The following is a 17,250-nucleotide window of genomic DNA, read 5'->3' as shown; positions in this document are numbered from 1 at the left end:
AATCCATTTATGAAAATAATAACTTGGAATTGCAATGGAGCTTTGCGAAATAAATTCGGATATTTGACTGATTTTGATGCGGATATAGTATTGATACAAGAGTGCGAAAACCCGACTGAAACCAAGCATTTAGCATATAAAAATTGGGCAGAAAACCACCTTTGGATTGGAGATAACAAAAGCAAAGGTTTGGGTATTTTTGCAAAGAAAAACATCAAAATAAAAAGGCTAAATTGGTCAGATAAATACGAAAATCATTCGGTTAAATACTTTTTGCCGTGTATGGTAAATGATGATTTTAACTTACTAGCAGTTTGGAATCACCGCAATAACTCCCCTACTTTTGGATACATCGGTCAGCTGTGGAAATACCTGCAAATTAACAAATCCAACCTGCATGAGTGCTTGATATTAGGAGACTTTAATAGCAACAAAATCTGGGATAAATGGGACAGGTGGTGGAATCACACCGACGTGGTGGCAGAATTAAATGAAATAGGAATTCAAAGTTTATATCACCGTTATCACAATGAGTCACAAGGTTCTGAAACGCAAGCAACTTTCTTCCTACACAAAAACATCCAAAAGCCGTATCACATCGACTACATTTTCGGAAGTTCAAAATACAATTCAAGTTTAAAAAAAATGACATTTGGAGATGTGCATGACTGTTTAAAACTAAGCGATCATTTGCCCATTATATGCGAATTCTAACCCGATTAATAATAGTAAAACGTTTCAAAAGCCACTTACCACTCAGTAAAAGAATATTGCTTTATGGTTATATTTGTCTATTTTGCATATAATGACCCAATAATTAATAAATCAATTAATGTTCAAAACTTTCCCTCTTGCCATTTTTATGGCTTTAAACTTTACAGCATTTAGTCAAAATATCACATTATCACCAGATGTTTTGACATTGCCAAATGTAAATAACACCAACCAAGTTACAAACCCCACAAGCGGTGCCGTAGTATACAATGCCACTGACAATAATATCTACTACAAAGACAACGTAGCGTGGAAAAACCTTACAAATGCCGTAGTAGAACCCACTGAACCTGTCTCCGTTTTTTTATACTCAGCCTCAGGCGATCTTACCCCAGATGAAATACAAGAGGAAGGCCATAGAAGTGAAATTAAACTTACATCCATTGATTTTGGCTTAGAAAATAATATAAATATAGGAAGTGTTACAGGTGGAGGTGGGGCCGGAAAAGCCACATTTAAAGAGGTATCATTTACCCTTACAGAGAATCTTTGCATTCTAGATTTGGCCAAAATGTTAGCCAAAGGAACTCATACAGATTATCTCGAAATTAGATTCTATAGAAATTCAGTTGAAAGCCCTCCATTGCTGTTTTTAACTGCAAAATTGGGCTTGGTAATGGTACAAGATTTAAATACTTCAATTTCTTTGGGTGATGGCTCTGTAAAGACAGATGTGGTAATTCAAATGGGAGCCATCCATTACACATTAAAATATGGTCTAGTACCCACTCCTTCTGGTCAAAGATATCAGTATGAAAAGAAATTTGGTTGGTCTAGAGTATTGAATTTAGAATGGAATGGAATTACAAGAGGTTTTTAGTAGTATTTGGTAATGCAATATTTTAAAATATTTCCTATAAAAATGCCATGATTTGCGAAAATCAAGGCATTTTTTATATTTTTTTATTCGAAATAAATTTTCAATATCTAAAATATACCCCTTTAAAAAATCAAAAAAGTATTTCAATAAGTGTAAAATCAAATTTTACCAACTAATTTGGTAAATCTTTAAAAATACCTGAAAACTCATGCCCTTAAAGTTCAAACTGTTTACTTTTATATTTTTTGTTTACTCAAATTTAAGTTTTGCTCAAAATCCCAAACCATTTGCTTTAAATAGAAATGTGGAGATAGTCACGGCAGATCCAAGCAATTCTTACAGCATACTTTTAGCCGATTTTTTAACTGAAGATACCCGAAAAGTCTTTGGTACAAAACGAAAAAAAACACTCAAACAAAAAATAATTTTAAGAACTATAAATGAAAAAACTACAGAAATCTCGGACGAAGTTTTCAAAAAAATAGACGATTCTCTTACTGGGAAATGGGAGATTTTTTCGTATAAAAATTATAAAACCAAAGACATCGACTACTTAATAATAAGTGGTTCTGACGCAAGGGGTTTAGCATATGGTGTTTTTGATTTATCAGAAAAAATAGGCGTTAGTCCCTGGTATTTTTGGGCAGATGTACCAATTAAAACTAGGAAATCCGCGTACTCGATTTCTGATACAATCAGTCAAACTCCATCAGTAAAATACAGGGGCATTTTTATAAACGATGAAGACTGGGGATTACAACCGTGGGCTGCCAAAACTTTTGAAACGGACAAGAAAGATATTGGTCCAAAAACTTATGCAAAAGTATTTGAGCTTCTGCTCAGACTCAAAGCCAACCTCATTTGGCCTGCCATGCACCCAAGCACCAAGGCCTTTTACTATTATCCTGAAAATAAAGAGGTAGCAGACAAATATCACATCGTAGTGGGCACCTCACATGCCGAACCGATGATGCGAAATAATGTGGACGAATGGGTGGACAGCACCATGGGGCAATACAATTACATCACCAACAAAACCAAGATTTTAGACTATTGGAAACAACGAATAGATGAGATAAAAGACTACGAAAATCTGTATTCAATCGGTATGCGGGGCAAGCATGACAGCGGCATGGAAGGTATAAAATCAAAGGAAGAAGCAGTGGCATTTACCAATGCGATTATAAAAGACCAACAAAATCTGTTGGCTAAAGAAATGGGCAAACCCAAAAATACAATACCGCAGGTTTTAACCCTGTATAAAGAAGTTTTGGAACTCTACAAAGTGGGTCTTGAAGTCCCTGAAGATGTAACGCTCATTTGGCCGGATGACAACTATGGATATATCAAAAATCTCAGTAATGCCACCGAGCGAGATCGCACGGGTGGTTCAGGCGTATATTACCATGCTTCGTATTGGGGCCGCCCGCACGACTACCTTTGGATTAGCTCCACAAACCCCGCTTTGATGCGATTTGAAATGCAAAAAGCCTATGAACTAGGAGCTAGAAATGTGTGGGTGGTAAATGTTGGCGATATAAAACCGCTCGAATATCCAACGCAACTGTTTTTGGATATGGCGTATAATATAAGTCCATTCTTGAAAGATGAACCTACTCTTAGCCACCTCCAAAACTGGACGCTGAAAAACTTAGGGAATAAGAATATTGGCAAAATACTTTGGAAAAACTATGACCTCTCTTTTGTTAGGAAACCCGAGTTTATGGGTTGGAGCAAAGTGGAACCTATCACAAAAACCGCTCCCACTGCTTTTAACCTAAGCGAAAATGAAAATAGACGATCCGATTTTGAGGAACTAGAAAAGCAAGTAAAAAAGCAAAGGCCAAATAAAAAAAGGTATAAAGACACTTACTTTCAATTGGTTGAATATCCAGTATTGGCTGCAAGTAAAATGAATCAGAAATTCTTGAATTTGGATTTATTTTACACCGAAAAGCCAGAAAACCGAAATGATCAAAATCCGAATTATAAAAAGGCATTGGCGGCATATTCAGACATTATTAAATTAACCAAAACCTACAATGAGGAAATCTCAGATGGAAAATGGAACCACATGATGAGTATGAATCCGAGAGATTTGCCTGTGTTTAAAAGCCCGGAAGAACTTAAGGATGTAGCCCAAAAAACAAGTGCAGCACCCAATCAAAAAGACATAATTATTTTAGCTGGAAACTATACCGTAATAAGCTATGGAGCAAGTACTTTTTGGCAAAAAATATCCGAGCCTAGCATAAATAAACATGCTTTGGTTTCGAAGCCATTCACGCTTGAAGAGCCTTTGAAAAACAACTTACAAAACGAAACATATGTAGAATACGAGTTAGAAATACCAGTGAGCGGCGAATATGACATTAATGTTCAGGCCATTCCGCTACATCCAGTAAATAGCAAAATGGGTCAAAAAATAGGATTACAAATAGATGAAAAACCTTCAGAAATAATTGATTTTGAGACTTTTGACCGTAGCGAGGAGTGGAAAGAAAACGTCTTGAGCAATAAAACCATTAAAGGTATAAAACTCCAAGCACTCGAAAAAGGACCACATAAAATCAAGATCAGCATGATAGATCCAGGTGTTTTGATTGACGCCATAATCGTTAGTGAATCGAAATGAGGAAAACTTGATTCAAGATTAATACCTCGTTTAAAATATTTTTATCTAGGTCAAAACATATTAGCACAATTCCCAAATTCCATCCCAAAGAAATAGCTTATCTGCTTAAAAGACTCGAAATTGTAGAATTAAATAGTTTTTACCCAAAAAATCTAATTTAAAAACTTTTGGGACAAAGTAAACTAGAAACAATCAAGATGAAATTAATAGAAAACAGGAACGATATACGCACTTTGGTTAATATTTTTTACTCAAAAATTAGAAAAAATGAGCTTTTGGCTCCCATTTTTAATGGGCATATCCCTGATGATAAATGGGAAGAACACTTGAGTAAACTCACCGATTTTTGGGAAACTAATCTATTTGGCGTAGCCAATTTCAAAGGAAATCCGACACAAAAACACATTGCGGTAGACAAAAATTTAAACCATACCATCGAGCAGGAGCATTTCGGTATGTGGCTGCAACTTTGGTTTGCAACTATAGACGAGCTTTTCGAGGGGGAAACAGCAGATAAAGCAAAAAACGCTGCCCGTAAAATGTCAACTGGTCAATATATTTCCATTTGGAACCACAGACCTGAACATTTAAAGCAGTCGTAGATAAATCCCAAAGTTTCGACTTAAGTAATGCACATAAATCATAATTTTCTTCAAAAAATATAAGTACTACAAAAAAATGGGCTCATACTTTGATAGAAAACTTTAATATTTCAGAATAGGTCACCTTTTTTTGAAAACTTCATTAAAAAAATAATTGCTAAATACTTTAGTATTCCTATCACCCCTTTTACAAACTATTAGCTTGAGCAGAAAATAAAAATGCAAAGTGTATTTTTAGTAATACGCAGAAAAATCAATAATTTAGCTAACTCATATAGTATTAAAATCCAGAGGAGATTAACCCTCTAACAAACCCTAAAAATGATTAATTTAAATACATTTAAAACCAAAATCGTACAAAAAGGCGACATTTTACTCAAGCAAGGCGAAGTAGCTAAATACGGCTTTTATGTGATTTCGGGTTGTCTCAAAAGCTACGCCTTAGACCACGCCGGCAAAGAACACATCATGCAGTTTGCCCCCGAAAACTGGCTCATTTCAGACCTCGACAGCTTCACCAACCAAGTACCATCTTTGGTCTATATAGAAGCCATAGAAGAGAGTGAAATAAAAATAATATCAAACGAAGACTTTGACGACATCACCGTCCTCAGCAAAGAGGCCGTAATCGAAATCGCAAACAAATACCGCAACAACCTAATAGCCTCAAACAAACGCATAATCGGCCTCCTAAGTGCCACAGCAGAGCAGCGATATTTTGACTTTACAGAAACATATCCTACTCTCGTTCAGCGACTTCCACTCAAACTAATAGCCTCATACATTGGCGTAACACCCGAATACCTGAGCGACATCAGACGCAAAATTGCCAAAAACAAACATTAAGCCATTTCTTAAGGTATCTTATTTTTTTTCCTGTTTTTCTGCCCGACCTTTGTGTCATTAATCACTAAAAGACATTAAAAAAATGGCAAATCAAACAAACAACAAAGCAATCAATATTACACTTTGGGTTGCACAAGTATTATTAGTAGCAATGTTTATCATGGCAGGTGCTACCAAACTTTCTCAACCGGCTGAGGTACTCGCACAGTCGCTCCCTTGGGTAACCTCCACTCCCATCGCATTGGTCCGTTTTATCGGCCTTAGTGAGGTATTAGGTGGCCTTGGGCTTATCCTTCCAGCATTGCTTCGTATCAAACCTTTTTTGACTACTTGGGCGGCCATCGGCTTAGCAGTAGTGATGCTTTTGGCTGCAGTTTTCCATGCAACTAGAGGCGAGTTTTCTAATATCGGTATCAACGTCCTTATCATGGCCATTGCTGCATTTATCGCATGGGGAAGAAGCTCTAAAGCCCCTATCCTTGCAAAAAACTAAGAAACAAAAGTGTTTTTTGGGCGTTTTAACACGCTTTCCGCTATATCTTTTCGGCTGAAAAACAGCCAAAAAGGATGCCGCTGCAATCGTTAACGCAGCGGCATCGTTTTGATTTCCAGCAGGAAATTTTATTTATAATTTCAAAGCGATTTTCAAAGTCTGTTAAAGCATATCAATTAATCGGGACAGAAGTATATCAAATGGGACTGAAGGTCTCAAGAGCTAAGGGGACTTAAAACCGACTTATTATGAAGCACTTAGGATGGGTCTCGGCTACCGCTCGACCAGACAAGTTTTGACCTTTCGAGCGATATTTTAATAACTTTTTGAGCACTTCATATATACTAGATATCAGTTATGAAAATGGGACTGAAAGTCTTAAGAGCCGAGTGAACTCGAAAACAACATATTTTGAACAACTTGGCATGGGTCTCGGCTACCGCTCGACCTGACAAGTTCTGTCTTTTCGAGCGATATTTTAATGACTTTTTGAGCACTTCATTTAAACACGGAAGCAGTTAAGCAGTTGCGACCGCATGTCTCGAGAACTACGTGAGTTCAAAACCTCCTCATAAATAGCCAACTACCCAAACGCTTCCCTCAAATAAAGTTTAGCCAATTATTGTTGTATATTCCGTAAATTAAATAAGGATATATGAAAAAGATAATCACCTTGGCTTTAATAAGTCTTTGTTTGGCTTGCGACAAAACCACCAAAGACAAAACGGATGCTATCGCAATTTCTGAGCAAAACTGGCAGTTTAACTCTTTCGAAAAAGTAGATAGCCTCAATCCAATTTTAAACCCAAGCTCCGATTTATCTTTTACCTGTCCTATTACCAAAACACCTACCCAGTGGGAAGAACGAAACGTTTTAAATCCATCTGCGGTGGTAAAAGGCGATACGGTTTATCTATTTTACAGAGCCCAAGACCTACTCGGCACATCCAGAATAGGTCTAGCGAAAAGTGTGGATGGCCTACACTTTAGCAAAACAGAAAAACCGGTATTTTTTCCTGACAATGACGACATGAAGGTCTATGAATGGAATTACAAAAAATTAATAAAACCCGTCGAAAATGTAACGGGCAAAGACACCTATTTTGATGGCGTAGAAGACCCCAGAATTATAGAAAGCCCTGACAAATACATAATGACCTACACCGCATATGATGGAAAAACGGCTCGACTCGCGATTGCCTCATCTACGGATTTAAACCACTGGACCAAACACGGCCTGGTTTTTAAAAATGAAAAATACAAAGACAAATGGTCAAAATCCGGTGCAATAGTGGTAGAGCAAACGGGCGACAAAATTATAGCCAAAAAGATAAATGGAAAATATTGGATGTATTTTGGCGACACAAGCATCTCTCTTGCCAGTTCGGATGATCTAATCAATTGGACAATTTGCGAAAACGATGAGTCTAAAAATATAATAGCCGTTCTTCACCCACGTATGGGCTATTTCGATAGCAGATTGGTGGAGCCCGGCCCTTATGCCTTATACAAAAAAGAAGGTATCCTACTCATCTATAATGGCAGCAATGCAGCAAACTTCAACGACTCACAACTACCAAAATTCTCGTATTCGGCTGGCCAAGCCTTATTCGACAAAGATGCCCCGCACAAGTTGATAGATAGAACAAAAGACTATTTTATTCACCCTGACAAAGATTATGAAAAAATCGGGGAGGTAAACGAGGTTTGTTTTGTAGAAGGACTGGTGCATTTTAAAAGCAAATGGTTTCTCTATTACGGCACCGCAGACTCCAAAATAGCCGTTGCGGTAAACGCAAATTAAACCTCCAATTGGTCATATTATTACTTTACACAAAAAAAAACGCCTTTCTTCTCATAATTCCATAGAGAAAAAAGGCGTAAAATGTTTAATTTGATAATACTGTCAAACAGATAAAAAAATAGAAAATAAATCTTTACATCGCCCTGCACTGTTTGAGCACTGTTAAAATTCTTTTGGGAAGTATATTTTTATTAGAACATTGACAATAAGAATTTTAATTGTGCGAGTTTGCAGGGTGCTGTTTTTTTTGCTCCGTTTTTTTTCGAAAAAAAATGGAGGCCCCACTGGCAGGCGACACAGTAAATGAAAGGGGTGTTTTTCAAAATGATTAAAAAATGGCTTCAAAGGTAGGTTTAAGCTATGTTTTCTTTAAAAATAAATATTAACCGTTTGACAGTAATTTGAAAATAACTTATTTACTCACCGGCAGCCAAACACTCATTTCGGAGTGCCCCCTATTTGCCCATGCAAAATACGGAATTAAGGTAATATTGGCCGTAGCCGCTTTCTCGGTTCTGATTGGTTGATACAAGGCATTTTTCCATTCTTTTTTGGCTTCATATCTAACATTTGCGTCTAGCGTCATCACGTCTGTATTCGCTATTTGGCGTATTTTAGGCGACCATTTAGTATCGGCAGGAATTAACACATTGGCTACTTTATTGCCAGACTCTAAATCATTTGACTCTAAACAATATACGATCGGCCCACGCTTCACGGCCACTTGGTTTCGGGTTTCTTCTACCAAAGGATTTGACTCCATCAGCTGCACTTCCATAGGTAACTGTACCGATAACACATCGCCTTTTTTCCAAAGGCGTTTTACTTCTGCATACGTTCCTGCAGTTGCATTGATGTTCAGTTTTTTGCCATTTAGCATTATTTGAGCCCCATTTGCCCATGCCGGAATTCGTAAGAAAAACGAAAACTCAGCAGCCTGAATCTCATTTATTTTAATATCCACCGAGCCATTCCAAGGGTAATTGGTGACTTGTTCGATAGCCAAAAGTGCACCGTTTTCGGTTGTAGTATTTAGCTTATTTCCACCATAAAGGTTTACATAAAGGCCATTTTTTACATGGCTATAAAAGTAGTTGCTCATTTCTGAAATGGTACGCACCACATTGGGCGGGCAGCAGTTTGACAAGCTAATAAACGACTGCCGGCCACCATTCCAACGCAATTTATACGGAAAATCGTCAGAAGCACTCAGCGGATTGGTGTAAAAAAACTTGTTGCCATCGAGGTTAATTCCCGATAAAATGCTATTGTAAATTTCTAATTCTACAATATCCGCATATTTGGCATCGCCCGTGATTTGGAGCATTCGCCAGTTCCACAACAGGTTGCCAATGTTAGCACAGGTTTCATTGTGAGCAGCGTGGTTGGGCAACTGAAATGCCTTTCCATAAGACTGATGTACTTTCTGAACTGTATCTGGTTTGTAAGAAGTGCCATCCGGCGAAACTCCGTCATAAAGTGCCCCACAACCACCTGTGATATACATTTTGTGATTCACTACGTCGTCCCACATAAGATCTAATGTACGCAAAAGGGTTTCATCTCCAGTTTCAGCATATAAATCAGCCACACCTGCAAACAGGTAATTTGCCCTTACGGCGTGTCCTATCACCTTGGTCATTTTTCTGAATGGTGCACGGTCTGAGTTATCGTCTGTGCCCTCTACTTGTCCTCTGATATCTATAAGTTTTTTAACCAAATCTAAATATTTAGTTTCGCGGGTAGTGCGGTACATTTCTACGATACCCATGTAGTGCGACGGACAAATGGCGTTTCGGGCTTGTTCTGGTGATGCAGTGTTATAAAAAACAATTAAAAAGTCCGTTGCTTTTTTTGCTATTTCTAACAAATTAGTCTTTCCTGTGGCTCTATAATGCACGCAGGCCGCCGTCATTAGGTGTCCAAAATTATATGCTTCAAAACTCAATTTGTCATCAAACATCTTGGGTTTATTGCTGGCTTTTTGCTCAATTATAGATTTGGTATAAATATATCCATCTGCTTTTTGGGCTTTGCCAATCACCGCAATGGCCTTGTCCATCAAAGCATCTATTTTGGGGTCTTTGGTTTGAGCATACATGCTGGCCATGGCCTCTAAGGTTTTATAAAAGTCGCCGTCGTTAAAAGAGGGTCCTTTAAACGTACCTGCTTGTAACCCTGCTGCAATTTCAAAATTTCGGAAAGCGTAGCACGATGTAGTATCTGTATATCGCTCCCAAAGTGTGGGCACCATGGTATTTCGACATACTTCAAAACGATTTGCCATGAAACCTTTGGTGAACTGCACATCGCCTAAGCCTACACTGTTAAGCTGCGAAAATTTACTGGCAGAAGTATTGGTTAAACCTTTATTTTGTGCAAATAATTGGCTTGCCGGCAATACCAAAACTACTACAAATACACTTATTTTTTTTAAATCGATCATTGAAAAAGAGTAAAAATGGTTGAATAAATTAAGTCTTACTGTTTTAGTTGGAATCAAAAAAGTAGGAATCCAACTTTTGAACACCAACTAATATTTAGTTTTTTTTACGATTGTGTTAATATTCATAAAAATACACAAATTCTGTATATTATTAAACTTCTAAAACACATATTAAATGCTTTTAAAAACTATTGTTTTTTATCAAAAATCCAGATGCTATTTCTAAGACAGAGTCAATACTTAGCATTTTTAAACTAAAAAAACCGAGAAGAGATTTGACGCTCTCCCCGGATTTCAATCTATACCAAACTAACCTTATGAAAGTCCTTTATTTATAATCCGGATTTTGAACCAATTTTGGATTTCTATCCAGTTCGCTTTGCTGCAGTGGCAGGTAATAATTCTTTTGTAAAAACAACATCGGTTGGGTACCTACTGTAGCTACCCCGTTAAGTTTAGCCACCGCTATTTTCCAACGTTTTAGGTCAAAATATCTGAAACCTTCCATGGATAATTCTACCCTACGCTCGCTGCGGATATACTCACGCAATGCATCTTTGGTGCTTACTTCAGACTGCACTACCGCAGGCATGTTTACAGTGGGACGGGCACGCACTTGATTAATGGCTGCATAAACAGTAGCGTCAGGTCCTGATGCTTCATTTTTTGCTTCAGCATACATCAAAAGCACGTCGGCATATCGAATATGCACATAGTCTTGGTGAGACGAAGGAGCCGTAGCACCCGAAATTGGCACTTTATTTAAATCCACGTACTTCTCCATGATATATCCCGTAATACTTGGATTGTCAATCACTTGACTCACTTGCGTATTCGGGTTTTTCCAGGTTTCGTTTGGCAGTTTCATGGTCATGTCTAATCTCGGGTCGCGGTTGGCGTAGTTTTCATTTGGCAAAGTTGAGTTGGCCGCAGATTTTCCATCGGTCATTTGGTATGAATCAGCAAAACCTTTGAAAGGCTGCAAAAGCCCCCAGTTGGCCATTTCTACTTCATAACCTGCCGGTTGTGGCGAAGAACGCTGTGGATTGCCCGGTGCATAATTGGTAGAAAACATGATTTCGCAGTTTACAGCCGGATTGGCCTGCCCGTCTACCAAAAATATGTTTTTGTAATTATTCGCCAGTTGAAATTTACCTCCATCTATCACTTGTTTTAATACGGTAGCCGCATCGTTCCATTTTTCTTGGGTCAACAAAACCCTTCCTAGCAAGGCCTGAGCACTACCTTTTACGGCATGACCTGAATACTTGGTATCTGGAAGTTTCGAGATGGCAAAGTTCAGATCCTCCTCTATAAAAGCATAGATTTCGGCCTTGGTGCTTTTGGCTATTTTGCCTTCTTCTATGGTAGTAAAATACTTTTTATACAAAGGCACCTCTCCGAATATTTGAACCAAATCAAAATAACTCAAGGCTCTTATGAATCTTACTTCGGCTTTGTAGGCGTCTAATTGTGCAGGCAAAATATTGTCTTTGGCTTTGTCTACGTTGTCCAAAAACAAGTTGCAACTCGTGATGGCACGGTAAGGCGACGAATACATATTGTCTATGGCACCGCCCGTAGAAGGCGAAATATTGCCCAAGGTCATTTCGAAAATATTTCGCTGGTTAAAATTGATTACACTGTAGGCATTGTCTGTTAGGCCTTCAAAATAGATTCTTTCGTAGCCCAGAAAATTCTGTTGCAAACGCGAATACACGCCGGCAAGCCCTGTTTCCACATCTCCTTTGGTTTTCCAAAACCCTTGACTGGCTACACTGTCTAACGGATTTTTGTCGAGGAAATCTTGTTCACACGAAGTGAAGAAAAACACCAAAAGGATGGTAATCGTTAATTGTGAAATCTTATATTTATTCTTCATTTTTAATACGTTTTAGAATTTAACATTTAATCCAAAGTTGAGGATACGGGCCTGCGGATACGACAAATACACGTTTTGATAACTAGTCAATGAACGCTCTGGATCCTGACCTTCGAATTTGGTAAAAGTTAAGAGGTTGTCGCCCGAGACAAACACCGAACAATCTTTCGCTTTGATTTTGTTGGCGATTTTAGCTGGCACTGCATACGAAAGCATGACGCTCTTGAGACGTAAATACGAACCATCTTGTAAAAAATACGTAGAATTGCTGTAGCTATTTACCCCTGCATAACCGTCTGTATGCAGAGCCGGAAGCTCATTCGTAGGATTTTGAGGTGTCCATGCATTAACCCACTTGGTCATTGGAGGCATACCACCTGCAAACGGCTGCGGTCCCCAAAACGACATCACAGACTTCTGTCCTTCTATACCTTGGAAGAAGATATTTAGATTAAATTGTTTGTAACCGAAGTTAAAGCCAAAGTCATAGGCAAACTTAGGGTACAAACCACTCACCGGCTGACGGTCATTTCCATCTATAACGCCATCGTTATTTAGGTCTTTCATTTTTAAATCGCCTGCCTTTTGATTTGGATTCAATGTACTTTTTGGCAGTTTACCACTTGTCAAGTCAGACTGCTGCACGATGCCATCCCAGATGTAAAGGTTCATTTCATTATACGGCTGGCCAATGGCTCTGATGGTATTTCCAATGCTAGGAGCACTGATATAAACTACCTCGTTTTTATATTGTGAAATCTGGAAATACGAACTGTAGTTTAGTTTTCCGATGTGGTTGCGGTGGTTTAAAGACAACTCAAAACCACGGTTACGCATCTTTCCGTCATTGAGTGTAGGATCTGCCAATCCCATACTTGCTGGTATCGGTTGTTTTGCCAAAATGTTATACGTAAACTTATCGAACCAATCAAACGTAACCCCCAAAAGGCCGTTCTTAATGTCCAAGTCTAATCCAATATCCGCTATTCGAGTGGTTTCCCATCTTAAGCTTTGGTCTCTGAATGTGTTTACTACCGCTCCTTGAGTCAAAGTAGAACCGTAAGGATACGAAACCGTGATATCCATGTTGTCTTGGTAGGCATATGCTCCAATTTCGGAGTTACCCAAAACACCGTAAGAGGCTCTAAGTTTTAGGTTTTGTAACCAATCTGCATTGTCTTTAACAAAGTCTTCGTCTGAAATCACCCATCCAGCAGATAGCGATGGAAAAACTCCCCAACGATAACTAGGCGACACACGCGAAGTGCCGTCATAACGGATATTTCCTTCTAACAAATACTTGCTTTTGTAGCTATAGTTTACGCGACCAAACACCGACTGTAGTGACCATTCGTAAGGGGCATTGTAGCCCAACATACGTGCCGTTTGTTTGAACAATTCTTGATTTGTAGCCGTATAAGCTTGCAGTTCTGTTAGAGCCGGATCTACCGTGTTTGACCTTGTGGCCCTCAGCTGCTGATGTCTAAAGCTGTTTTGCTCATAGCCACCCATTACGTTTAGGTTATTATTTTCGCCTAATTTTGTCTGGTATGAACCTACCGAGTAAAACGTTTTCATATAGTCTTTTGAATAATCATCCGTTACACCTAGCACATCAGCATTTTTTGGTATAGCCAGGTAATCGCCCGTAACGGGGTCTTTCTCGTGAAGCGAATACGCCGTATAGTTTTGCTGATGCATTTTGTAGAAAATATCTACATAGTTAATGGCCGCCTTAGTGGTCCAAGTAAAGCCTTTGAATGGCTTAATGTCTACATAAACTTGTGGGTTAAGGTTAACCTCTTTGTAATATTGCTCTCCCATCAAAAACGATTCTTGTAAACCCGGCCTACCCCGAATGGGTGCCTCAGAGGCATACGAACGGGTTACCACTCTACCGCTTCCATCTGGCAAAAATGGTTCGTTTAAAGGGCTGGTAGTATAAATATACATAGGTGTAAACAAGGAGTTCGCCGCCGGTTGCTGTGTATATTTACTGGTAAGGTTTAAGGTAGTTCCTAGTGAAATCCATTTGCTTAACTCCAGATTATTGTTAATCAGAGCATTGTAACGGTTAAAGCGATATCCGGGAATCATAGAGTTTTGGTTAAGGGCATTAAACGAAACACTATATGTGTTTTTTTCACCCCCACCCGATACTGAAAGGTTATTGTTTTTTACAGTCGCATTTTGAAACCAATAATCCAAGGCATTAAAATTCGGATACTCTTTGCTGCCTGCAGGTGCGTTTTTGTAAGCGTCTATGTTTGCTTGTGTAAACGGAATCGCCTTGCCGTCGTTTGCAGATGCCGTGTTTAGCATCTCCATATATTGAGCCGAATTGGTTATAAACTTAGGTAACCTCGTAGGCGACTGAATAGAAAGGTTGGCATTGAAACTAACCACTGGAGCTCCTTTTTTTCCTCTTTTGGTAGTTACCAAAATAACCCCGTTTGCCGCACGAGCACCATAAATAGCCGCCGAAGACGCATCTTTCAATACTGTAACTGTCTCAATATCAGCAGGAGAAAGGTTATTTAGTGAACCCGAAACACCGTCGATTAAAATCAAAGGATCATTACTAGCACCGTATGACCCCATACCTCTGATTCGGATATTGGGGCTATCTAAACCCGGCTCAGCACCTGGTTGTGTTACCACCACACCCGTAAGTCTACCTTGAAGCAAATTGGCAGAGTTGGTTTGCGGTCGAGTAGTCAGCACCTTGCCCGACACATTGTCAACCGCACCCGTTAGGTTCACTTTTTTCTGAACTGCGTAACCCACTACTACCACTTCGCCTAGGTCTATGAGGCCTTTTTTCATGACTACATCTAGTTTGGTTTGACCAGCCACCGAAAATTCCGAGGTTTCCATTCCAATAAATGAGAACACCAAAATGGCGTTATCGGGTACAGAGATGCTGTAGGCACCGTTTTGGTCAGAAAAAGTACCGACGGTGGATGCCTTTAATGCAACCGAAACGCCAGTTAGCACTTCGCCAGCTTCATCGGTGATTTTACCCGTAATTAGTTTTGATTGCCCAAAACCTTGCAAGGCACAAAAAGAAAACAAAAAAATAGAAAAGTACCGAAAGTACCGAATAGGGAAAGATGGGATCATAATTTTAAGGTTTACGTTAAAAAATGTGATTTTCTGGTCAAAAAATATGGCATTTATAAGACAAATGTAAAAGGACTTAGGCACTGAGCCGTCCTGAACCATCCTGAGTGAAGCCCTGCAGCACTATTCCTACTTTCGTTTATTTACCTTTTAGGCAAACTTTGTAAACCATCATAAAAAACACCAAAATATAGCTTTAATGTACTTATTAGATGAAAATCACCCAGATTCTATATTCTGTATTTGATTAAAAAAATGTGTAGTTTCAACACTATTACTTTTTTTTATTATTTCTATAATTTTTATTTGTTGACGTTTTTTAAATAAAATAAAAACTAAATGATACCTAATCTAAAGTATCACCCAAAGAAGACGATTGATTATGGAATTTCAGAAGACGCTTATTTTCTGCAAAATAAGTTTGAAGAGAAATAAAAACAGTATTTGAAAAGTCATGGAAAGAGTAGTATCTTTATTGATACATACTACCAGGAAAACAGGCATTGCTAACTAACAATGAAAAAACACCCTTTAATAGAGCTTATTTCGATAGATTGTTATTCGGCTACACCCAAATACCTTCAAATAGCGAACTCGATATTGTCTGCCATCGGCAAAGGGGCCATGGCCAAAGATGAGGTTTTACCTTCTATAAATGAGTTGAGTTTTGAGTCTGATATCTCGCGTGATACTGCAGAGAAAGGTTATAAATACCTCAAAAAAATAGGCATTTTGGATTCGGTACCTGGAAAAGGCTATTTCATAAAAAACACCAGTATTAACGCCTATCCCAACATTTTGCTACTGGCCAATAAACTCAATGCCCACAAAAAGTTGATTTATGATTCGCTGGTGGCGTCTCTGGACGAAAAAGTTTTCATAGATTTTTTTGTATACAACAACGACTACAACTATTTCAAAAAACTACTTCAAAACAACAATCAGAACTATACGCACTACGTGATTATTCCGCATTTTATGGAAGGAAGCGAAAAGATTCACGAACTGATAAATACGGTAATTCCGAGTCAAAAACTCATCGTGGTAGACAAGCCCATTTTAGGCTTAGAAGGTCAATATGGAGCCGTGTGCCAAAACTTCAAATTAGATATTTACAATGCCCTAGTGAAGGCATTGAAACCTTTGTCTAAGTACCAAAAAATCAAGATAATATTCCCACAAGACGCTCACCATCCCAAGGAAATACTAACCGGACTTGCCAAGTTTTGTAACGAGTATTCGTTTGACTATGAAGCCATTAGCGACTTATCAGATGAAATTATACAGCAAGGCGTAGTGTACATAAGCCTAACCGAAAACGATTTGATTTCTTTGGTAGAAAAGGCGATTGCCTCGCCTTACAAAGTCGGTACTGACGTGGGCGTAATATCATATAACGAAACCCCTCTGAAAAAAATAATTCTTAACGGCATCACCACCATCTCCACTGATTTTCAACTGATGGGACAAAAAACCGCAGAACTGATTCAAAACAACTCAAAAGAGCACATAGAATTGCCCTTTTATTTGACTTTGAGAGCTTCCTTGTAATTTTGAGAGCTTCTGCTAAAGCATTTTACTTCTTTTTTAGTAGTTAATCACAAAACATGTCCATAGTCATAGCAATGAAGTCAAGAAAATTGTTATATTTATGTACATCAAAAAATGCAATGCTTATCAAGCCAATCAATTGGGCAATTTGTAGATTTTAGCCAAACGTCCTTTAATAAAAAAGTATTCTAAGCTTAATCCAGTAGTATCAATACTTCGTAACTTCTAAATATAAAGAAGAGTTAAAACTGCACTTTTCACAAAGCAGATACGC

At 38.4% G+C, this 17,250-nt stretch carries 11 protein-coding genes; 8 read left to right on the top strand and 3 right to left on the bottom strand.

The window, feature by feature from the left end:
- The first annotated feature begins 9 nt into the window (after positions 1-9).
- The 7 genes from ACFOOI_RS01655 to ACFOOI_RS01625 all read left to right on the top strand — a co-directional run bounded on the left by ACFOOI_RS01655 (position 10) and on the right by ACFOOI_RS01625 (position 7,974).
- Positions 10-714, top strand: a complete 705-nt coding sequence (locus tag ACFOOI_RS01655) for an endonuclease/exonuclease/phosphatase family protein (RefSeq protein WP_379834279.1) — start codon at positions 10-12, stop codon at positions 712-714.
- A 118-nt stretch (positions 715-832) separates the two neighbouring features.
- Positions 833-1,594 (top strand): type VI secretion system tube protein Hcp, encoded by a 762-nt coding sequence (locus ACFOOI_RS01650; protein ID WP_379834276.1) that lies wholly within the window; start codon positions 833-835, stop codon positions 1,592-1,594.
- Between the two features lie 208 nt (positions 1,595-1,802).
- Positions 1,803-4,229 (top strand): glycosyl hydrolase 115 family protein, encoded by a 2,427-nt coding sequence (locus tag ACFOOI_RS01645; protein ID WP_379834273.1) that lies wholly within the window; start codon positions 1,803-1,805, stop codon positions 4,227-4,229.
- Positions 4,230-4,426: 197 nt separating this feature from the next.
- Positions 4,427-4,831, top strand: coding sequence for a group III truncated hemoglobin (locus ACFOOI_RS01640; RefSeq protein ID WP_379834270.1), 405 nt, complete (start codon positions 4,427-4,429; stop codon positions 4,829-4,831).
- A gap of 321 nt (positions 4,832-5,152) precedes the next feature.
- On the top strand, positions 5,153-5,677 hold the full coding sequence (locus tag ACFOOI_RS01635; protein WP_379834267.1) for a Crp/Fnr family transcriptional regulator: 525 nt from the start codon (positions 5,153-5,155) through the stop codon (positions 5,675-5,677).
- Positions 5,678-5,759: 82 nt separating this feature from the next.
- Complete coding sequence (locus ACFOOI_RS01630; protein ID WP_379834264.1) at positions 5,760-6,170, top strand: DoxX family protein; 411 nt, start codon at positions 5,760-5,762, stop codon at positions 6,168-6,170.
- A 655-nt stretch (positions 6,171-6,825) separates the two neighbouring features.
- On the top strand, positions 6,826-7,974 hold the full coding sequence (locus tag ACFOOI_RS01625; protein WP_379834261.1) for a glycoside hydrolase family 130 protein: 1,149 nt from the start codon (positions 6,826-6,828) through the stop codon (positions 7,972-7,974).
- 412 nt (positions 7,975-8,386) lie between these two features.
- Here ACFOOI_RS01625 and ACFOOI_RS01620 read toward each other — a convergent pair whose 3' ends face one another.
- The 3 genes from ACFOOI_RS01620 to ACFOOI_RS01610 all read right to left on the bottom strand — a co-directional run bounded on the left by ACFOOI_RS01620 (position 8,387) and on the right by ACFOOI_RS01610 (position 15,425).
- Positions 8,387-10,420, bottom strand: coding sequence for an aceric acid hydrolase (locus ACFOOI_RS01620; protein WP_379834258.1), 2,034 nt, complete (start codon positions 10,418-10,420; stop codon positions 8,387-8,389).
- A 328-nt stretch (positions 10,421-10,748) separates the two neighbouring features.
- The gene (locus ACFOOI_RS01615; protein WP_379834255.1) at positions 10,749-12,302 is read right to left on the bottom strand and encodes a RagB/SusD family nutrient uptake outer membrane protein; all 1,554 of its coding nucleotides are present in this window, start codon (positions 12,300-12,302) and stop codon (positions 10,749-10,751) included.
- Positions 12,303-12,314: 12 nt separating this feature from the next.
- Entirely contained in the window at positions 12,315-15,425 is a 3,111-nt protein-coding gene (locus ACFOOI_RS01610; protein ID WP_379834253.1) for a SusC/RagA family TonB-linked outer membrane protein, read from the bottom strand.
- A gap of 516 nt (positions 15,426-15,941) precedes the next feature.
- Here ACFOOI_RS01610 and ACFOOI_RS01605 point away from each other — a divergent pair.
- Entirely contained in the window at positions 15,942-16,976 is a 1,035-nt protein-coding gene (locus tag ACFOOI_RS01605) for a GntR family transcriptional regulator (protein WP_379834251.1), read from the top strand.
- Positions 16,977-17,250: the final 274 nt, after the last annotated feature.

It is taken from the genome of Lacihabitans lacunae (assembly GCF_042649125.1).
Lineage (GTDB): Bacteria > Bacteroidota > Bacteroidia > Cytophagales > Spirosomataceae > Leadbetterella > Leadbetterella lacunae.
This window is presented reverse-complemented; position numbering and strand designations above follow the sequence as displayed.